Annotated in this window: 17 protein-coding genes and 2 pseudogenes; 10 read left to right on the top strand and 9 right to left on the bottom strand. The window is 66.6% G+C overall.

Features of this window, described 5'->3' with window-relative positions:
• Positions 1-24: 24 nt before the first annotated feature.
• The 3 genes and pseudogenes from OG225_RS33830 to OG225_RS33820 all read right to left on the bottom strand — a co-directional run.
• A pseudogene (locus OG225_RS33830) lies at positions 25-645 on the bottom strand (IS701 family transposase); the annotation flags it as partial.
• A 393-nt stretch (positions 646-1,038) separates the two neighbouring features.
• Positions 1,039-1,479 (bottom strand): PaaI family thioesterase, encoded by a 441-nt coding sequence (locus OG225_RS33825; protein ID WP_405178865.1) that lies wholly within the window; start codon positions 1,477-1,479, stop codon positions 1,039-1,041.
• A 30-nt stretch (positions 1,480-1,509) separates the two neighbouring features.
• Positions 1,510-2,082, bottom strand: coding sequence for a TetR/AcrR family transcriptional regulator (locus OG225_RS33820; protein ID WP_405178864.1), 573 nt, complete (start codon positions 2,080-2,082; stop codon positions 1,510-1,512).
• A gap of 211 nt (positions 2,083-2,293) precedes the next feature.
• Between OG225_RS33820 and OG225_RS33815 the strand changes: the two are divergent.
• The 3 genes and pseudogenes from OG225_RS33815 to OG225_RS33805 form a co-directional block, all read left to right on the top strand.
• Positions 2,294-3,358: pseudogene (locus tag OG225_RS33815) on the top strand (DNA polymerase IV); the annotation flags it as partial.
• A 63-nt stretch (positions 3,359-3,421) separates the two neighbouring features.
• Positions 3,422-4,417 (top strand): acryloyl-CoA reductase, encoded by a 996-nt coding sequence (locus tag OG225_RS33810; protein ID WP_405183461.1) that lies wholly within the window; start codon positions 3,422-3,424, stop codon positions 4,415-4,417.
• Positions 4,407-4,610, top strand: a complete 204-nt coding sequence (locus OG225_RS33805; RefSeq protein WP_405178863.1) for a hypothetical protein — start codon at positions 4,407-4,409, stop codon at positions 4,608-4,610. The genes OG225_RS33810 and OG225_RS33805 overlap by 11 nt, the downstream gene beginning before the upstream one ends.
• 17 nt (positions 4,611-4,627) lie before the next feature.
• Here OG225_RS33805 and OG225_RS33800 read toward each other — a convergent pair whose 3' ends face one another.
• A complete protein-coding gene (locus OG225_RS33800; protein WP_405178862.1) occupies positions 4,628-6,508 on the bottom strand; it encodes an ABC transporter ATP-binding protein in 1,881 nt (626 codons plus the stop codon).
• Between the two features lie 168 nt (positions 6,509-6,676).
• Between OG225_RS33800 and OG225_RS33795 the strand changes: the two genes are divergently transcribed.
• The gene (locus OG225_RS33795) at positions 6,677-9,427 is read left to right on the top strand and encodes an FAD-binding and (Fe-S)-binding domain-containing protein (RefSeq protein ID WP_405183460.1); all 2,751 of its coding nucleotides are present in this window, start codon (positions 6,677-6,679) and stop codon (positions 9,425-9,427) included.
• 435 nt (positions 9,428-9,862) lie between these two features.
• Entirely contained in the window at positions 9,863-10,810 is a 948-nt protein-coding gene (locus OG225_RS33790) for a DNA-3-methyladenine glycosylase family protein (protein ID WP_405178861.1), read from the top strand.
• 63 nt (positions 10,811-10,873) lie between these two features.
• On the opposite strand, the gene OG225_RS33785 is transcribed toward OG225_RS33790, so the two are convergent.
• Together OG225_RS33785 and OG225_RS33780 are read right to left on the bottom strand one after the other, a co-directional pair.
• Complete coding sequence (locus OG225_RS33785; RefSeq protein ID WP_109522992.1) at positions 10,874-11,080, bottom strand: hypothetical protein; 207 nt, start codon at positions 11,078-11,080, stop codon at positions 10,874-10,876.
• Entirely contained in the window at positions 11,080-11,403 is a 324-nt protein-coding gene (locus OG225_RS33780) for a hypothetical protein (protein WP_254190459.1), read from the bottom strand. Before OG225_RS33780 ends, OG225_RS33785 begins: the two co-directional genes overlap by 1 nt.
• Positions 11,404-12,020: 617 nt before the next feature.
• On the opposite strand from OG225_RS33780, the gene OG225_RS33775 reads away from it, so the two are divergent.
• The 4 genes from OG225_RS33775 to OG225_RS33760 all read left to right on the top strand — a co-directional run bounded on the left by OG225_RS33775 (position 12,021) and on the right by OG225_RS33760 (position 13,638).
• Positions 12,021-12,866: a helix-turn-helix domain-containing protein gene (locus OG225_RS33775; RefSeq protein WP_405183459.1), complete on the top strand. Its 846-nt coding sequence runs from the start codon at positions 12,021-12,023 to the stop codon at positions 12,864-12,866.
• Positions 12,863-13,069: a DUF397 domain-containing protein gene (locus OG225_RS33770; protein WP_405178860.1), complete on the top strand. Its 207-nt coding sequence runs from the start codon at positions 12,863-12,865 to the stop codon at positions 13,067-13,069. The genes OG225_RS33775 and OG225_RS33770 overlap by 4 nt, the downstream gene beginning before the upstream one ends.
• A gap of 31 nt (positions 13,070-13,100) precedes the next feature.
• The gene (locus OG225_RS33765) at positions 13,101-13,322 is read left to right on the top strand and encodes a DUF397 domain-containing protein (RefSeq protein WP_405178859.1); all 222 of its coding nucleotides are present in this window, start codon (positions 13,101-13,103) and stop codon (positions 13,320-13,322) included.
• 178 nt (positions 13,323-13,500) lie between these two features.
• A complete protein-coding gene (locus tag OG225_RS33760) occupies positions 13,501-13,638 on the top strand; it encodes a hypothetical protein (protein WP_232839452.1) in 138 nt (45 codons plus the stop codon).
• Between the two features lie 51 nt (positions 13,639-13,689).
• Here OG225_RS33760 and OG225_RS33755 read toward each other — a convergent pair whose 3' ends face one another.
• From OG225_RS33755 to OG225_RS33745, 3 genes are read right to left on the bottom strand one after another with little or no spacing between them, the layout of a single operon-like run.
• Positions 13,690-14,436, bottom strand: a complete 747-nt coding sequence (locus OG225_RS33755) for a succinate dehydrogenase/fumarate reductase iron-sulfur subunit (protein WP_405178858.1) — start codon at positions 14,434-14,436, stop codon at positions 13,690-13,692.
• A gap of 2 nt (positions 14,437-14,438) precedes the next feature.
• Positions 14,439-16,379, bottom strand: a complete 1,941-nt coding sequence (locus OG225_RS33750) for a fumarate reductase/succinate dehydrogenase flavoprotein subunit (protein WP_405178857.1) — start codon at positions 16,377-16,379, stop codon at positions 14,439-14,441.
• A gap of 45 nt (positions 16,380-16,424) precedes the next feature.
• The gene (locus OG225_RS33745; protein ID WP_216914982.1) at positions 16,425-17,273 is read right to left on the bottom strand and encodes a hypothetical protein; all 849 of its coding nucleotides are present in this window, start codon (positions 17,271-17,273) and stop codon (positions 16,425-16,427) included.
• Between the two features lie 460 nt (positions 17,274-17,733).
• Here OG225_RS33745 and OG225_RS33740 point away from each other — a divergent pair, with 460 nt between their 5' ends.
• Positions 17,734-18,951: an acetyl-CoA acetyltransferase gene (locus OG225_RS33740; RefSeq protein WP_405178856.1), complete on the top strand. Its 1,218-nt coding sequence runs from the start codon at positions 17,734-17,736 to the stop codon at positions 18,949-18,951.
• The last annotated feature ends 12 nt before the right edge of the window (positions 18,952-18,963 follow it).

Genomic DNA, 18,963 nt, shown 5'->3' with positions numbered 1-18,963 from the left:
CTGGAAACCGGCTAAAGACCGGCGCCGTAGGTAACCGGCCTGCCCGTAGGCCTCATCGGCGGTGAACCACCCGAACGGCACCTTCGCGGCCAACGCGCGTTCGAGCATGGCGATCATCAGCCGGGGTTTGGTGGCGAACTCGACCTCGTCGGGAATCCCAGCGTCGCGGCAACGCTCGCGATCGCTGGTCCACGACTCGGGAATATAGAGTTCCCGATCGATCAGCGCGTGCCCCTGCTTCGACGCGTACGCCAGGAACACCCCGATCTGACAGTTCTCCGTACGCCCGGCTGTGCCCGAGTATTGGCGTTGCACCCCAGCAGATTTGGTGCCCTTCTTCAAGAACCCGGTCTCGTCACCGGCCAGCACAGCGTCAGGGTCGCCGAGGTGTTCGACCACGTAGTCCCGCACATCGTCACGCACCCCCTCGACATCCCAATCGGCTTTGCGCAGCAGCCGCTGCATCCCGTCCGGGCACCCCTCACCAGCGCGTTCGGCCAGAGTCCACCCGTTCTTGCGTTCCAAACCGGCCAGCAGGCCCGACACGTACTCCCGCGCCCGCTGCCGCGGCTCGGACCGCGCGAACCGGGAACCTATCCGAGACATCAACGAATCCAACTCGGCCACAACACGATCCAACACCACATGCCAGATCTACCAGCACACACTCAACCGAGTGCCGTTGCAGTATTAACTGCGCGGCCTTGGTACTAACCGAGGAAGAGCTTATCGAGCTGAACCAGCGTCGAAACGCATCGTTCTTCCGCAACGCATAGGGAACTTCCTCCATTCTGTTTCATTCGGTCGCTGATTGTTCTCCTGTGAAGCCGTCGGCTGTTGTACCAGTCGGTCCATTCCATCGTGGTGAATTCGACGTCGGCCAGCGACTTCAGCGGCCCGGTCAGAGACGGGCTGTCACGGGCCATCCTTCGGTTTCGAACAGCACGATCGTGGACTCGGCCAGGGCGTTGCCACAGGCATCGCCGACACGGCCTATCGACGCTGCGATTCCCTCCAGGACAAGGGTTGCCGAGAACTTTATGGGCGCAGATCCCGTTCCACGGTGCGAGTGGTGCCCTGGGCGAGGGCGCACAGGACCGGTTCGGCGTCGTCGCTCTCGGCGTAGATCTCGCAGTTGACCACCGCCTGCCGACGGGTCGAACCGGTGACGACCGCCTCGGCCCGTAGGCGCGCGCCACGGGCCGGGCGCAGGTAGGTGATGGTGAAACCTACGGTCAGTACGTTCGGCCCGAGTACCGTGCCCGCCGCGAAGGTGAGCGTGTTGTCGGCCAGGTAGGACAGTGCGCCGCCGTGTACATAGCCGAACTGCTGGCCGATCTCGGCGCGGATCGGGACGATCAGAGTCGCGCGGCCATCGCCGAATCCGGTGATCTCGGTGCCGACCAGGTTGGCGAAAGGTTGCGCGGCCAGCACCAGGCGCGCCGATTCGAGGTCGAGTGTCGCGGACGGGATGGTCATGGGAATGCCTCTCCGGGTGGGGCTTTCATGTCATACGGGCTTTCGGTGGCCGTGGGCCGCGAGGGTGCGCCACGCGGACTCGGCCAGTTCGTCGGCCACCGAGGTCGGTGCGGTGCGCATGTCACCGGCAAGCCACTGCCGCGAGTACTCCTGCGCCGCGCCGAGCCACAGGGCGTACACCAGGTCGAACGGCAGATCGCGCACGACGCCGTACCCGGCGTGGGTGCGCCACCAGCGCCAGACGTCGGTCATGAACTGCCGGTTGTTGTCGCTCTCGCGGACGCCGGGCGGCCTGGCCGACAGCAGCACCGTGGCGCGGTACTGGTTCTCGCTGACCCACCGCAGGTGTTCGACGACACCCGCGATGACGCCGGCGTGGGCGTCGGCGCTGTCGCCGACCGCCGCCCAGAAATGCTGTTGGTAGTCGGTGAGCGCGTGCGCCCACACCTGACGGTAGAGATCGGCTTTGTCGGGGAAGTGGTGGTAGAGCGCGCCCACGCTGGCGCCCGCCGCATCCCGGATCTGGGTCAGCGTCGCGTCGAGCGCGCCCTGTTCCGCGAATTGACGCTCGGCCGCGAGCAGCAACCGATCTCGAATCTTCATATACCGAATTTAGTTCTGTTAATCGGGGAGTGCAACGCCGCGAGCGGTTGTTCGACTCGCGACCGGTCGTCGGCCCGCTCGGTCCCTACGATGGTGGTGACGGTTTGCGCAGCACAGTTCGTGCTCACGGAGGTGCCACCGATGTCGCACGCAGATGGTTGATCGCCCGGATGTTCCCGGACCGGAGGCGGCCCGGCCGCACGCGCGGGAGGTGCGCCGGTGGCTGCTGCACGTCGATCTCGATCAGTTCCAGGCGGCCGTGGAGTTCCGCCGTCATCCGGAGTTGCGCGGGCTGCCAGTGATCGTCGGCGGCAACGGCGACCCGTCCGAGCCGCGCAAAGTCGTCACCTGCGCGTCCTATCCGGCGCGGGCCTTCGGGGTGCGCGCGGGCATGGCCTTGCGCTCGGCGCAGCGCAAATGCCCGGAAGGGGTCTTCCTACCGCTGGACATGCCCACTTACGAAGAAGCCTCCGACGAGGTCATGGCGGTGCTACGCACTTTTCCCGGCCGGGTCGAGGTGTGGGGCTGGGACGAGGCGTTCCTGGCGGCGGACACCGACGATCCCGAACATCTCGCGACCGAGATCCGCACCGCGATAGCGCGATTGGATCTGACCTGTGCGATCGGGATCGGCGACAACAAACTGACCGCGAAACTCGCCACGGGTTTCGCCAAATCCTCGGGGAAGTCGTCGGCCGAACCCGCCGACGCGGCGGCCGCGACGGCCGGAATGTTCCGGCTGACGGCGGCGAATTGGATCGAGGTGATGGCACACCGGCCGACCGACGCGCTGTGGGGCGTCGGCGGGCGCATCGCCGCGAGGCTGGCCGGGCTCGGTATCGAGACGGTCGGCGATCTGATGGCCGCCGACCGGCATCGGCTGGCCGCGGAATTCGGTCCGAATACCGGCCCCTACCTGGGGGTTCTCGGCCACGGCAGAGGCGATACCGAGGTGACGACCGAGCCGAGGGTTCCGGTGGGCCGCAGCAAGTCCGAGACCTTCGCGCACGATCTCACCGAACGCGCCGATATCGACGCGCAGGTGGCGCGGCTGGCGCGCGAGGTCGCCGAGGAGATGGCCGAGGCGGGCCGGGTCAGCACCCGGGTTTCGGTCACCGTCCGCAGCAATACCTTCTTCACCCGCAGCAAACAGCGGAAACTGCCCGAGCCGACCACCGATGTCGCGGTGATCGTCGAGACGGCCCTGCGCGTCGTCGACCGCTTCGAACTGGATCGTCCGGTGCGCCTGCTCGGCGTCCGGTTGGAACTGCTCCCAGAACAATCCAGGTCGCGGCACGGATTTCCCACCGCCGACGGCGGCGCTCGTATGCTCGACCGCATGGAGTTCTGGGCGATGGTTGCGAACGAATCGGACAGCGGGATCGTCTTGACCAAGCAGCGGGTTTCCGAGGATTTCCTCGGCCCCGGCGATGTGACGATCAAGGTGCACTACTCGAGCGCCAACTACAAGGACGCACTGGCCATCACCGCGGGTGGTGGCGTGGTGCGCAATTACCCGATCGTGCCGGGTATCGATATCACCGGTGAGGTCGTGAGTTCCGACGTCGACGATTTCGTCCAGGGCGATCTCGTCGTCGCGCACGGCTACGACATCGGCGTCGCGCGCAACGGCGGTTTCGCCGAATACGCGCGGGTGCCCGCCGACTGGGTGGTGAAACTCGACGGCGTGAGCACCAAGGACGCGGCGGCGATCGGTACCGCGGGTTTCACGGCCGCCCTCAGCGTGCAAGCCCTGCTCGATCGGCGGCTGACCCCCGAGACCGGGGCGATCCTGGTCACGGGCGCGACCGGCGGCGTCGGCAGTGTCGCCATCGACATCCTGTCCGGTCTCGGCTTCGAGGTGATCGCCTCGACCGGTAAAACCGACGCGGCCGACAAACTGGCCGATATCGGCGCCAACGAGGTCATCGGTCGGTTGCCGGAGGATCCCGACGCGAAACCGCGCCCGCTGTCCAAGACGCGATGGGCCGGTGCGGTGGACAGTGTCGGTGGCGCGTCGCTGGCCTACATCCTCAGTTCCATCGGCTACGGCGGCACCGTCGCGGCGAGCGGCCTGACCGGCGGCCACGTACTGCCGACCACCGTGATGCCGTTCATCCTGCGCGGTGTCGCCCTCATCGGCATCGATTCCGTCGCGCTGCCGATCGAGCCCCGCCGTGAACTGTGGACACGTCTCGGCCAGGATATGCGGCCGCGCCACCTCTCGGATATCGAGAATGTCGCACCGATCACCGAGGCGGAGAAAGTGCTGCATTCCATCAAGAACGGGACGCATTCCGGTCGAACGATCTTCGGCGTCGCGGGTGAATTCTGATCGCAGGGAAGCGATGGTCGTGCTGATCGTGATCGGGGTGGTTCTCGGCCCGATCGTGGTCGGCTTCGCCATGATCGCCCTGATCGGCGCGACCCTGGGGCGCAGGGCCAGCGCCGGACGCAAGGCGGGGCGCTACACCTCGCGACCGGGAGACTCCGGCGACGCGAGTTCGTCGTCGGCGTTTCCCGGCTAGTTCCGGCTCGAACGCGCTCAGGCCGCGGTCGGCACCGGGTCGTCCGCGAACTGGGTGCGGTACAACTCGGCGTAGCGGCCGTCGGCGGCGAGCAGTTGGGTGTGGGTACCGCGTTCCACCACGCGGCCCTCCTCCAGCACGAGGATCTGGTCGGCGGCGCGGATGGTGGACAGCCGGTGCGCGATCACCAGCGCGGTGCGACCGACCAGCGCTTCCGAAAGGGCCTCTTGCACTGCGGCTTCCGACGTCGAATCCAATGACGCGGTCGCCTCGTCCAGGATGACGACTCTCGGCTGTTTGAGCAGCAATCGGGCGATGGTCAGCCGTTGCCGCTCGCCGCCCGACAGCCGGTAGCCGCGTTCGCCGACGACGGTGTCCAATCCGTCCTGCAACGAATCGACCAGCTCACGCAGCCGCGCCCGTTCCAGCGCGTCCCACAATTCGGTCTCGCTCGCCTCGGGCCGCGCCAGCAGCAGATTGGCCCGGATGGTGTCGTGGAACAGATGACCGTCCTGGGTCACCAGGCCGACGGTGGCGCGCAACGAGGCGGTGTCGAGTTGACGCACGTCGGCGCCGTTGAGTCGGACCGCCCCGGAATCGACGTCGTAGAGTCGGGAAACCAATTGCGCCACCGTCGATTTGCCCGCCCCGGATGAACCGACCAGCGCGATCAGCTGACCCGGCTCGGCCCGCAGTGAGACCCGGTGCAGTACTTCCACCCCGCCGCGCGTGTCCAGGGTCGAGACATCCTCGAGCGAGGCCAGCGACACCTTGTCGGCGGACGGGTAGCCGAAACTCACCTCGTCGAGTTCGACCGTCACCGGGCCTTCCGGCACGGCGACCGCGTCGGGGGCGTCCTCGATCAGCGGTTTCAGGTCGAGCACCTCGAAGACGCGCTCGAAACTCACCAGCGCGGACATGATCTCCATCCGGGCGCTGGCCAGTGCGGTCAGCGGGGCATACAGCCTGGTCAGCAGCAGCGACAGCGCGACAACCGCACCCGCGTCCAACTGTCCGCGCAGCGCGTACCAGCCGCCGAGGCCGTACACCAATGCCACGGCCAGCGCCGAGACCAGGGTCAGCGAGGTGACGAAAACCGTCTGCAACATCGCGGTGCGCACCCCGATATCGCGCACCCGACGCGCCCGCACCGCGAATTCGTCCGATTCCTGCGCGGGCCTGCCGAACAGTTTGACCAGCGTCGCGCCGGGCGCGGAGAATCGTTCGGTCATCTGGGTGCTCATCGACGCGTTCAATCCGGCGGCTTCGCGCTGGATCGAGGCGAGCCGATGCCCCATCCGCCGTGCGGGGAGGACGAACACCGGAAGCAGCAGCAGCGCCAGCAGGGTTATCTGCCAGGAGATGCCGATCATCACCGCGAGCGTGAGCACCAGCGTGACCAGGTTCGCGACCACTCCCGACAGGGTGTCGCTGAAGGCTCGCTGCGCCCCGATCACGTCGTTGTTCAACCTGCTCACCAGCGCGCCGGTGCGGGTCCTGGTGAAGAAGGCGACCGGCATCTTCTGCACGTGATCGAAGACCGCGGTCCGCAGATCGAGGATGAGTCCCTCGCCGATCCGTGAGGACAGCCACCGGATGACCAGCCCGAACCCCGCGTCGACCACGGCCAGCGCACCGATGAGGGCGGCGAGCAGCACGACAACGCGTGGTGCGGCGCCGCCGACGATATTGTTCACGATCCGGCCCGCCAGCAGGGGAGTCGCGACGGCCAGCAGTGCCGAGAGCACGCTGAACAGCAGGAACACCCCGATCCTGCGCCGGTGCGGCCGGGCGAATCGCAGGATGCGCTCGGCGGTGACCCGACGGAAGGGCCGCTCGTCCTGCGGTGCGTTCGCCTGCCTGTACATCTGGCTCCACGCCACTGACTCGATACTCACGTCCCGGTCCTCTCGCTTCCCGCCCATTCAACGCTCGGCCTCCGACATTAAGACCTCAACATAGGTTCAGAGCAAGCTGATTTCCCCGGTCGGAGCGGATTTCCGCCGACGGCGAAATCCACGCGGGCTGAACAGCGCGTTTAGGCTGGCAGGGTGATCGACGACGGGATGGTGCTGGCATTGCGCGGTCGTGTCGACGGCGAGGTGGATCTGTCCGCGCGCCGTCGCGCCGAATACTCGACCGACGCGTCGAACTATCGCGTGCTGCCCACGGCCGTCGTCTTCCCGCACGCCGACGGCGATGTCGCGGCCACCCTCGAATTCGCTCGCGAGAACGGGCTCACCGTCACCGCGCGTGGCGGCGGAACCTCGGTGGCGGGCAATGCGATCGGCCCCGGCCTCGTCCTGGATTTCAGCAGATATATGCGCCGCATCCTCGAGGTCGATCCGCAACGGCGGCTGGCGCGGGTCCAGCCGGGGGTGGTGCTGTCGGATCTGCAACGGCTGGCCCGCCCGCACGGTCTGCGATTCGGTCCCGATCCCTCCACCCAGAACCGCTGCACACTCGGCGGCATGATCGGTAACAACGCCTGCGGGCCGCACGCCGTCGCCTGGGGACGCACCTCCGACAATGTCGCCGAACTGCGGATACTCGACGGCACCGGCGCGGCGCGAACCCTCGGGTGCGATCCGTCGGCGGTTCCCGGTCTCCCGGAATTCACCCGTGCCAACCTGGCGGTCCTCCGCACCGACCTCGGTCGTTTCGACCGGCAGGCATCGGGCTACGGACTGGAACATCTACTGCCCGAACGTGGTTCGGCGGTCGCGAGATCCTTCGTCGGTACCGAGGGCACCTGCGGACTGCTGCTGGAGGCGACCGTCGAACTGGCGCCGGTACCCGCGGCCACGGTGCTGACGGTGCTCGGCTATCCCGGAATCGCCGCTGCCGCCGACGATGTCGCGGCGGTGATGGCCTGCGCCCCGATCGCGGTCGAAGGGATCGACGCGCGACTCGTCGATGTGGTGCGCGCTCGCCAAGGCAGCGTGCCCGAACTCCCGCGCGGCGGCGGTTGGCTTTTCGTCGAGACGGCGGGTGATTCCGAAGCGCGGGCATTGGCGGCGGCACGCGCGCTGGTCCGCGCGGTCGACGCGCTGGACTCGCGCGTCGTCACCGATCCCGCGGAGGCGGTGGCACTCTGGCGGATCCGGGCCGACGGCGCCGGGCTGGCCGGGCGCACACCCGACGGGAGTCCGGCCTGGCCGGGGTGGGAGGACGCGGCGGTGCCCCCCGAACGGCTCGGTGACTACCTGCGGGATTTCGCCGACCTCACCGCGGCGCACGACGTCGACGGGTTGCTGTACGGCCATATCGGCGACGGCTGCATCCACGTCCGTCTCGACCTGCCGATCGTCGGCGCGCCGCAACGGTTCCGCGCCTTCCTCTTCGACGCGGCCGAACTGGTTGTACGCTACGGCGGCTCGCTGTCGGGTGAACACGGTGACGGGCGGGCGCGTTCGGAACTGCTCGAGGTCATGTACTCCCGCGAGGTGCTCGACGTATTCGCCGTTTACAAGGCACTTTTCGATCCGGAGAATCTGTTGAATCCGGGTGTCCTCGTCGATCCGCGCCCGGTCGACGCCGACCTGCGTGCGGCGGGACTCCCGCGAATTCCGCTCGCGGGCTTCGCCTTCCCCGAGGACGACGGCGATTTCGGCACGGCTGTGCACCGCTGCGTCGGCGTCGGGAAATGCCGGGCCGAGGGCGGATTCATGTGCCCGTCGTATCAGGCCACCGCCGACGAGAAGGACAGCACCAGGGGCCGGGCGCGGGTGCTCCAGGAGGTGGCGCGCGGCGCGCTCGACTGGACGTCGGAGGCGGTCGCCGAATCGCTGGATCTGTGCCTGTCCTGCAAGGCGTGCGGGACCGACTGTCCGGCGGGCGTCGATGTCGCGACCTATAAATCGGAAGCGCTGTACCGCCGCTACCGGCGACGTCCTCGACCCGTCGACCACTACACGCTGGGGTGGCTGCCCCGGTGGTTGCGAGTCGCGACCCGGGTACCCCGCCTGGCGAACGCGCTCGCGCGATCCGACCGCCTGCGTCGCACCGGTTTGCGGGCGGCGGGGATGGACCCGCGACGGGCGGTCCCGGTTCTCGCCGAACGCAGCTTCCGCCGGATATGGCGGGCGCGGCGACCGGCCGAGCGCGCGGACGGCCCCGAGGTCATGCTCTGGATCGATACCTTCACCGATGCCTTCGATCCACAGATCGCGGTGGCCGCCGTGCGGCTGGTGGAATCGCTCGGCTACCGGGTCGTGGTGCCGCGCGCGAGGGTGTGCTGCGGACTGACCTGGATCAGCACCGGGCAGTTGGACGGTGCGCGCGCTCGGCTGCGCGCGACCCTCGACGCCGTCGACGAGCATGTCCGCGCGGGAGGGCTCGTGGTCGGGCTGGAACCCTCGTGCACGGCGGTACTGCGTGCGGATCTGCCGCAACTGTTGCCCGAGGATCCGCGCGCGCAGGCGACGGCGGCCGCCGTGCGCACCATGGCCGAATTCCTCGGTGACCATTCCGACTGGCGACCGCCGGTGCGTTCGGACCTGTCGGTCGTGGTGCAACCGCATTGCCATCAACATGCCGTGTTGGGCTTCGAAGCCGATCGCCGAATATTAGCCGCAATGCAGGTAAAGGTGCTCGAGATCACCGGATGCTGTGGTCTTGCCGGAAATTTCGGTATGCAGTCCGGCCATTACGACATCTCTGTCGCGGTGGCCGAGAATGGTCTGCTGCCCGCCGTGCGAAGTGCGGGATCGGAATCGCTACTCCTCGCGGACGGATTCTCCTGCCGCACCCAGGCGTCGCAACTCGCCGCCCGCGAAAGCCATCACATGGTCGAGTTCCTCACGAAAGAAGCATGATTCGAGCTCGGGTGGCAGATTCCAGTACTGCCGCGCTGAAATGCGAGCGCGTGCGAGTATCGCCTCAGCTGCCGGATGGGAACATGCCGGGCGGAATCTGGTAACCCGAGCTACCGGCGAATACGCCACCCCAGGCGTTGAGAAGCGCATTGAGAAGATTCGTGATCATGTCGCCCTTCCATCACGGCTATTGCTGTATGTTCGCTGATTCTAAGGAATCGTCGAAAGAATTATCGCCTGATGAAATTGGCGTGTTACAGGCGGCGTAGATCGGCGATTATGTCGAATACCTATCGCGACATATCCGGTCAATCCGGCGGGAACGACGCCGATGTCCGCGACGCCCCGGCGCGGTGGGCGATCCGGTGACCCGATGTCCTCGGGAGAACGCCGGGTCGACGCCGATCGCGGTGACGGGGCGAGCACAATGGTGCGGTGCGCGAATCGACGGCAATCCCGGACACGAGCCACCCCGGCTCGTCCCGGACGGTGATTGCGGACCGGCCGATCGATCTCGATCCGACGCTCGCCCCGCTGCGTCGCGGCACCGGCGACCCTTGCCACCGCGTGACCGCCGACGGCGCGCACTGGCACGCGTCGCGCATGCCGTCCGGCCCCGTGACCTACCGATTGGCCCAAGCCGGTCCGTGCGGGGTGGACGCCCGGGCCTGGGGTCCGGGCGCCGTCGAATTTCTCGACGGGCTGGAGCACATGCTCTGTCTGGACGAGGATGTCTCCGGATTCGCCCCCGAACACCCGAAACTCGCCGACGCGCACCGCCGCTTCCCCGGTCTGCGCATGCTGCGGACGGGCCTGGTCTTCGAAGCCCTGGTACCCGCGGTGCTCGAACAGAAGGTGCACACGATCTCGGCGCGCGCCTCGTGGCGGACCCTCGTGCGGAAATTCGGCACCCCCGCGCCCGGTCCCGCCCCGGCCGGACTACTGCTTCCGCCCGACGGGCAGACCTGGCGTCGGATCCCGTCGTGGACATTCCACAAGGCCAATGTCGGCCCGGAACGGGCCAGGACCATCGTCGCCGCCGCCCGCGTCGCGGATTCGCTCGAACGCACCGCCGTCCGGAGTCCGGCCGAGGCCGCGCGCATGCTGCGGACCCTCCCCGGTATCGGGGTCTGGACGGCGGCCGAGACGGCCCAGCGCGCCTACGGTGACGCGGACGCTCTCTCGGTCGGTGACTACCACCTGGCCGCCATCGTCGGATGGACGTTGATCGGGCGTCCGATCGACAACGCCGCGATGATCGAATACCTCGAACCCCTTCGCCCCCACCGCTACCGCGCCATTCGGCTGCTGGAGATCAGCGGCTACGCGCACAAACCCAAATTCGCCCCCCGCACCCCACTGACCGATCACACCTGGCATTGACCTGCGCCGACTCGATCCGTCCTGCGCGTAGGGGCCGCGGTGGTGCGGCCCCGCGCAGCCTGTTCAGAGCGGAAGCGCCCTTTCGTCGAGGACGCATTTGCCGGATTCGACGAGAGTGGTGCGGGCGCGACGTCGGACCATGCAGCGGTCGACCGTGCAATCCAGGTGCAATTGCATTGCCGCGTGGGCCTGTTCGTCGGTCATCACGCCGGGATCGCGTCCGCAGGTGAGGAACGAGGTGACGGGCATATTGAAGTTCGGCAGTTGCATCACGCCACCTCCGCCGGGATGTAGGTCGAATGCGATGTCGGGTAGGTACCGCGCGGGTGCGGGAGTTCGTCCCACGGCGCCTGGTGAATGGCCATGCCCACGGCTTCCAACGCGGTGAGGCCGACCTGATCGGCCAGCTCGCCGACCGAGTCGAGTAGGTCCGGCACAACCTCGGCAACCTTCAGGGCGGACACGGCCTGCGCGCACGTCAGTGTGCGCCCGGGTAGGTAGGAGACCACCCAGCGCTCGTGCCCGACGCTGCGAGCGCGGTGCGGGGTCGAATCGCTGGTCATCAACGACGACGCAATGACATGTACAGCCATGACTCCTCGTTCCTGCGTGTGAGTCCCGCGGCGCTCGTGACGCGCCCGGAGACGTCGACCTCGCGTGATCGAGCGGATCGCGCGGGGCCTCCGTCATCGAATTCGGTGCGTGCCCGGAGGTTTCACAGGGGGGAGGGGACCGTCTGATCGGCTCCGGGCACACATTCAGCACACCACCGTGAGCCCCCTCGGATCGGGTGTCTGCCGATATCCGAAAATTTTCGAGCGAAACCCCAGCACGAAAACCGGTGGGGAGGGCAGGATTCTCCACGGTGGATGAAGTTGCTCCCGGCCGAAGTTGCTGACGCGGATATCGCCGAAGCGGAGGCAGCCGACCAGCCGGGCCGTGACTTTCGAGAGCCCGATCATCCTCGAGAATGCTGTAACTCTCGAGAGCCCGATCATCCTCGAGAATTTATTGCCCAAGCGAAGTGACGACGAAACCGAGCTCGTGGGACCGTGGTGCCGTCGTTTCGCGCGAGTCCGAGCACAGAACGGAGCGTGCTGTGTCAGCGAGTTCGGCAGAAACCTCGGCACATTCGGAACGAGTCACCGGAGGCGGGCATCGCTCGCATACCGGCGCCGACAACGCCGCCTCCACCCTACCGCGCCGCCAGCTGGGCAGATACCTACGCGATTGGCGCACCCAGGCCGGACTGACCATCGCCGAGGCGTCGCGCCTGATGGAATGGGGCGCGAGCACGTTGCAGCGGCTGGAAAAAGGCCAGGCCGACCGTATTCGGACCATCGACATCCAGGAGCTGTGCCGGATCTACGGGATGCCCGACGAACTCGTCGACGGTCTCAAGGGTCTGGCCCAGCAAGCGGCGGTGAAGAGCTGGTGGCACGCGTACGGCGACCTGATCCCCGAAAACTTCGATGTATACGTAGGTCTGGAAGCTTCCGCGCAGAAATTGACCTCCTACCAGTCCGAATTGGTGCTCGGTTTACTACAGACCGCTGAGTATGCTCGAGCCCTGAATCATCTTGGCTACCCGGACGATACGGAAGACGAGATCGAACGCAGGGTCGCGCTGCGCATGCAGCGCCAAGCGCTCATCACCCGCAGGGTCGCGCCGGCCACGGTCGAGGTGGTCCTGCACGAGTCGGTGCTGCACCGGGTGGTCGGTGGCGCGAAAGTGATGGCGGCGCAGCTACGACACCTTGCCGATTTCGGCACACGGGACAATGTCGGCCTGCGTATCCTGCCGTTCGCGGCCGGTGTCCCGCTCGGAGTCTCCACCGGACCGTTCACGGTTCTGGAATTCGGAACCGATGGCAAGGGACACCCGGTGGAGCCGCCTGTGGTGTACGCGGAGGGTTTCACCGGGGATCTCTATCTCGAAAGACACGCCGATGTGCGGCGGTACGACCGGGCACACGAGTGTCTTCAGCGTCATGCGCTCGATATTCAACCCAGTAGACACCTGCTACGGCAGGTCGCGAAGGAGTATGTGGCATGAGTTTCGATCTGGTCGGCGCGCGGTGGTTCAAGAGCACCCGCAGCGGTGCGGGCAAGGATTGCGTCGAGGTGGCCTTCCTCGACGCGGACCACGTCGGTGTGCGCGACAGCAAGAATCCGGGCGGCGGGGTCCTGGTCTTCCCCCCGCGCGAATGGGACGCGTTCACCGCCCGGGTGACCGGTGGCGTCTTCGATCGTTCGTGAATCCGGCACCGGTGCGGAAGGAATTGGGCAGATGAGCGTCAACGGCCGCACGAACGTCGATCTCGACGGCGCCACCTGGCTGAAAGCGGGTGACAGCCCCGGCCGCGACAGCGTGGAGGTGGCGTTGCTAGCCGACGGACACGTGGGGCTGCGCAACGGCAAGGACCCCGACGGTCACGTGCTGGTGTTCACCCCCGGTGAGTGGGCCGCCTTCACGGCCGGAGTGCAGGACGGCGAGTTCGACCGCCCCTGATTCGACGGCCCCCGGGCGGCGTAGGGAGTCGCCGTCCGGGGGCCGAAAGATCACGAAACAGCGCAGATTCGACAACGAACGGGCGTTTATCGCGCCCGTGGTCGGGTAGCCCACTCATGTGGACCGAGGGTTAAAGAATGCCCCGCCCCGGTACAAGAAACTTCGGCCTGGCGATTGGGTGGAATGGCTGATCGTCGCGCTGCTGTTCGCGGTGTCATCGATCGGCGTCTACGTGCTCACCAGCTCGTTGTTGCCGGCGTTGTTCGTCGGGGTGCTGGTGTGGGTGGTCGCCATCGGTGTAGTGGCGATGTTGTGAATGGGTGCGCCGACCGGCCGGGCTGTGAAACCCGGCCGGTTGTCGTACATCTCAGCGGCGGAAGAGTTTGTTGCCGAGCCAGACCAGGGGGTCGTACTTCCGGTCGGCGACGCGCTCCTTGAGTGGGATCAACGCGTTATCGGTGATCGCGATATGTTCCGGGCATACCTCGGTGCAGCATTTGGTGATATTGCAGAAACCGAGCCCCTGCTCGTCTTGGGCCAGATCGCGACGGTCGGCGACATCGAGGGGATGCATTTCCAGTTCCGCGATGCGCATGAGGAAACGCGGCCCGGCGAAGGCTTCCTTGTTCTCGTCGTGATCGCGAACCACGTGACAGGTGTTCTGGCACAGGAAGCATTCGATGCATTTGCGGAATTCCTGCGAGCGCTCCACATCGACCTGTTTCATCCGGTAGTCGCCCGGTTTCAGATCGTCGGGGGGTGTGAAAGACGGTATCTCCCTGGCCTTCTGGTAGTTGAAGGAGACATCGGTCACGAGATCCCTGATCACCGGGAAGGTGCGCATCGGCGTCACGGTGACCAGTTCGTCCGGCTGGAAGGTCGACATCCGCGTCATGCACAGCAGCCGCGGTCGCCCGTTCACCTCCGCCGAACAGGAACCGCATTTGCCCGCCTTACAGTTCCATCGCACGGCGAGATCCGGTGTCTGGGTGGCCTGTAGCCGGTGGATGATGTCGAGGACCACTTCGCCCTCGTTCACCTCGACGGTGAAATCCTGTAGTTCGCCACCATCTTCGTCACCGCGCCACACGCGGAATTTGGCGTCGTAACCCATCGTTACGCCTCACCTTCCGTGGCAGAGACCGAACCGGACGGGTGTGTCGCGAGTTCGGCGGGGTTGTAGTACTTCTCCAGTTCGGACAGATCGAACAGCGCGAGCAGATCCTCGCGCATCGGAGTCTGATCCTCCGGGGTGACCCGCACCGACGGCACCGTTTCGGCGGCTTCGGCCGGGTCGATGGAACAGACGAGCAACTTGTTGCGCCAGACCGGATCCATCCCGGGGAAATCGTCGCGGGTGTGTCCGCCCCGGCTCTCGGTGCGCAGCAGCGCGGCCTGGGCGACGCAATCGCTGACGAGCAGCATGTTCCGCAGATCCAGGGCGAGGTGCCAGCCTGGATTGAACTGCCGGTGTCCCTCGACCTGCACGCCCGCGAAACGTTGCCGCAGTTCGGCGAGCCGCTCGATGGCCCGGTGCAGTTCGTGGTCCTTGCGGATGATGCCGACCAGGTCGTTCATCGCCTGTTGCAGATCGGTGTGCAGGGTGTACGGATTCTCGCCCGCGCCGCCCGGGGGCGGATCGAACGGTGCGACCGCGTCGCGCGCGGCCCGGTCGACATCGGCGTCGGCGACCGCGGGCCGTGCGGGCAGTCCCTCGATGTAGGTGGCGGCGCCGAGTCCGGCCCGCCTGCCGAAGACCAGCAGGTCCGACAGCGAATTGCCGCCGAGACGATTGGAACCGTGCATACCGCCGGAACATTCGCCCGCCGCGAAGAGGCCGGGCACGGTGGCCGCCCCGGTATCCGGCGCGACCTCGATACCGCCCATCACGTAGTGACAGGTCGGACCGACTTCCATCGGCTCCTTCGTGATGTCGACATCGGCCAGTTCCTTGAACTGGTGGTACATCGACGGCAGCCGCCTGCGGATCTCCTCGGCGGGCAACCGCGAGGCGATATCGAGGTAGACACCGCCGTGTTCGGTGCCGCGCCCCTCCTTCACCTCGGAGTTGATGGCGCGGGCCACTTCGTCACGTGGCAGTAGATCGGGGGTGCGCCGGGCCGAGTCGTTATCCTTCAGCCACTGGTCGGCCTCGGTCTCGGTCTCCGCGTACTGCCCCTTGAACACCGTGGGGATGTACTCGAACATGAACCGCTTGCCCTCGGTGTTCTTGAGCACCCCACCGTCACCGCGTACGCCCTCGGTGACCAGGATCCCCTTCACGCTGGGCGGCCAGACCATGCCGGTCGGATGGAATTGCAGGAATTCCATATTGATCAACGTGGCGCCCGCTCGCAGCGCGAGGGCGTGACCGTCGCCGGTGTACTCCCAGGAATTGGAGGTCACCTTGTAGGACTTGCCGATACCGCCGGTCGCCAGCACCACCGCGGGGGTTTCGAACAGGATGAATTTGCCCGATTCCCGCCAGTAGCCGAACGCGCCGGAGATCCGGTCGCCGTCCTTGAGCAGTTCGGTGATGGTGCATTCGGCGAAAACCTTGATACGCGACTCGTAATCACCGGATTCGGCGAAATCCTCCTGTTGCAGCGAGACGATCTTCTGCTGCATGGTGCGGATGATCTCGAGTCCGGTCCGGTCGCCGACGTGCGCGAGGCGAGGGTAGGTGTGGCCGCCGAAATTGCGCTGGCTGATGCGGCCGTCGGCGGTCCGGTCGAAGAGCGCGCCGTAGGTCTCCAGTTCCCAGACCCGGTCCGGCGCCTCCTGCGCGTGCAGTTCGGCCATGCGCCAGTTGTTGAGGAATTTGCCACCGCGCATGGTGTCCTTGAAATGGGTTTGCCAACTGTCCTTCTCGTTGGCGTTTCCCATCGACGCGGCGCAGCCGCCCTCGGCCATCACGGTATGCGCCTTGCCGAACAGGGATTTGCACACCACCGCGACCGAAAGGCCGTGTTCTCTCGCTTCGATCACCGCGCGCAGTCCGGCGCCTCCGGCACCGATGACGACGACGTCGTATTTGTGCCGTTCCACTTCTGGCATTGCCGCGAACTCTCCTCTGACTTCTTGGTTACTGGCGGGCGCGGGTCAGTTGATGAACCGCAGGTCCGAAATCGTGTCGCTGGCAACCAACATCACGTAGAAGTCGGTGAGCACGAGCGTGCCGAGCGTGGTCCACGCCAGCGCCATATGGCGGGTGTTGAGTTTGGAGACCTGGGTCCAGAACCAGTACCGCACCGGATGCGCGGAGAAATTCTTGAGTTTGCCGCCCATGATGTGCCTGCACGAATGGCAGGACACGGTGTAGGCCCAGAGCAGGATGACGTTGACGAGCAGGACGATATTGCCGAGGCCGAATCCGAATCCGCCGGTCTTGCCGTGGAACGCGGAGATGGCGTCGTAGGTGTTGATCAGCGAGACCACGACCGCGACGTAGAAGAAGTAGCGATGCGCGTTCTGGATGATCAGCGGCAGTTTGGTCTCGCCGGTGTAGCGCGCGTGCGGTTCGGCGACTGCGCACGCGGGCGGGGAGAACCAGACCGCGCGGTAGTAGGCCTTGCGGTAGTAGTAGCAGGTGAGCCGGAATCCGAGCAGGAACGGCAGCACCACGAAGCCGAGCGGCAGGATGACGGGGAGGTCGCCGAACGGGGTGCCGAAATGCGATGACCCCGGTTCGCACGAGGTGCTCAGGCACGGTGAGTAGAACGGCGTCAGGTAGTGGTACTCGGCCACCCAATACGCCGTCCGCACATACGATCTGATCGTCGCGTAGATGACGAAGGCGCCGAGGCCGACGGCGGTGACCAGGGGTGGGATCCACCATCGGTCGGTGCGCAGGGTGCGCTCGGAGATGCGGGCGCGGGTCTTTCCGAAGACGCCGGTTCCCGGCCGTGGGGCTTCGGGAGTGGCGGGGGTGGCTGTCGGTGCGGCACTCACAGGTGGATGCCTCGCTGATCTGCTGTGCGGGTGGTCATCATTCCCTCCGCGATCGAATGTGATGCTGAGCACCATACGACACGTGCGCTATCGATTGAGCGGGGTCTTGCGAATCCTGGCGGGCCGTGCCACCTATGATTTACGCCACATGGACCGATCCGCGAATACCCGCCCGCGACGTGGTGGACGAACGCGACATTTCGAACTCGACTAAAACAGAACATGTTTCGAGCGACCCTGGTGAAAACGGAACCGGGAGTCCGATTTTCCGGTTGCGGAGCGTCACACGACCGCAACAATTTCGTGGTCCCATTTCCTTGAGTTTCACCTTTGACGTGCACCGATGCCCGTCACGCCGCGGCGTGGACGAGGGTGGGCACGCCCGATGCCCGCGTTTGCCGGGAGCCGCGGAAGCGCCGCATTTCGGACCCTGCCTTCGGCCGGGGAAGGAGTCACCAAGATGAGAAGAGCCGCGATCGTGGCACCGGTTCGGACACCGAGTGGCGTCGAAGGTGGAGCGCTGACCGGGATGCCGCCCGATTGGCTGGCCACGACAGTGCTTTCCGCGGTGATCGAACGTTCGGGAATCGATCCGTGGCGTATCGAAGATGTGGCGATGGCCTGTGTCGACGGCGGCGTTGTCGGTGCGCCCGAGCTGAGCAGGCTCGCCGCGCGCGGCGCGGGACTGCCCTTCGCGGTGCCGGGATTTCTCACCGATCGGCGCAGCGGCAGCGGACTCCAGGCGGTGATCACCGCGGCCATGATGGTGCAGACCGGGGCCGCCGACGTCGTGGTCGCGGGTGGCGTGGAATGCGCCGCCGACCCGTTCGCCGTCGATTCGGTGCGCACGGTGGAATTGGCCAACGCCGAGGAGATCGCGCGACACTACGGCATCCGGCGCTCCGAGGCCGACGAATTCGCCGTCGCGAGCCACCGCAAGGCCGCCCGCGCGTGGCGGCAGGGCGTGTTCGCGGCGGAGGTGATCCCGGTCGGCGTGACCGCCCAGCCCCCCGGCTGGAGCGAACCGGGATTCGACACCGCGGGCCATCGGATCCTGCGTGACGAGGGCGTGCGCGACGATGTGTCGACCCATACCCTCGGGGCACTGCGCCCGCTGCTGTCCGACGGTGTCGTCACCGTGGGGAATATGAGTTCGCATCGGCACGGCGCGTCCGGCTGCCTGGTGGTCGCGGAGGATCGGCTCGAAGAACTCGGCCTGACGCCGATGGCGTTCCTCGTCGGCTGGGCCGCGGCCGGATGCGACGCGGACTCCGCGACCCTGGGCGCCGCGCCCGCGGTCGCGAAACTGCTCGGCCACACCGGATTCACCCTCGACGAGATAGACCTGATCGAGGTCAACGAGGGTTTCGCGGTGGAAGTACTCGCCTTGGCGATGGAATGGGATCTCGATCCGCGTGATCGCCTGAACGTGAACGGCTCGTCCATCGCGCTCGGGCACCCCGTCGGGGCGACCGGCCTGCGGATCATGACGACGATGCTGCACGAATTGTCCCGCATCGAGGGACGTTACGGTCTGGAGGCCATCGCGCTCGGCCGCGACCACGGCATCGCCGCGCTGTTCGAATCGGCGGAGGTGAGCCCGGTCGTCGAGACGCCGCGCGGCGCGCGGTTCCATGGCATCCGGCCGTCGCGCAGGCCCGGTAGGCACCGGGCCTGAGTCCGTGACGAC

It is taken from the genome of Nocardia sp. NBC_01377 (genome assembly GCF_045040005.1).
GTDB classification, from domain to species: domain Bacteria; phylum Actinomycetota; class Actinomycetes; order Mycobacteriales; family Mycobacteriaceae; genus Nocardia; species Nocardia noduli.
The sequence above is the reverse complement of the archived record's forward strand: the minus strand, read 5'-3'. Positions and strand labels throughout refer to the sequence as shown.

What these genes read in the sequence shown, in the direction of transcription:
- OG225_RS33825 (WP_405178865.1), bottom strand. Translation starts at nt 1,479, where the DNA reads ATGACCATCCCGTCCGCGACACTCGACCTCGAATCGGCGCGCCTGGTG.
- OG225_RS33740 (WP_405178856.1), top strand. Translation starts at nt 17,734, where the DNA reads ATGAGAAGAGCCGCGATCGTGGCACCGGTTCGGACACCGAGTGGCGTC.
- OG225_RS33820 (WP_405178864.1), bottom strand. Translation starts at nt 2,082, where the DNA reads ATGAAGATTCGAGATCGGTTGCTGCTCGCGGCCGAGCGTCAATTCGCG.
- OG225_RS33750 (WP_405178857.1), bottom strand. Translation starts at nt 16,379, where the DNA reads ATGCCAGAAGTGGAACGGCACAAATACGACGTCGTCGTCATCGGTGCC.
- OG225_RS33765 (WP_405178859.1), top strand. Translation starts at nt 13,101, where the DNA reads ATGAGCGTCAACGGCCGCACGAACGTCGATCTCGACGGCGCCACCTGG.
- OG225_RS33810 (WP_405183461.1), top strand. Translation starts at nt 3,422, where the DNA reads ATGGAGTTCTGGGCGATGGTTGCGAACGAATCGGACAGCGGGATCGTC.
- OG225_RS33795 (WP_405183460.1), top strand. Translation starts at nt 6,677, where the DNA reads ATGGTGCTGGCATTGCGCGGTCGTGTCGACGGCGAGGTGGATCTGTCC.
- OG225_RS33755 (WP_405178858.1), bottom strand. Translation starts at nt 14,436, where the DNA reads ATGGGTTACGACGCCAAATTCCGCGTGTGGCGCGGTGACGAAGATGGT.
- OG225_RS33780 (WP_254190459.1), bottom strand. Translation starts at nt 11,403, where the DNA reads ATGGCTGTACATGTCATTGCGTCGTCGTTGATGACCAGCGATTCGACC.
- OG225_RS33785 (WP_109522992.1), bottom strand. Translation starts at nt 11,080, where the DNA reads ATGCAACTGCCGAACTTCAATATGCCCGTCACCTCGTTCCTCACCTGC.
- OG225_RS33770 (WP_405178860.1), top strand. Translation starts at nt 12,863, where the DNA reads ATGAGTTTCGATCTGGTCGGCGCGCGGTGGTTCAAGAGCACCCGCAGC.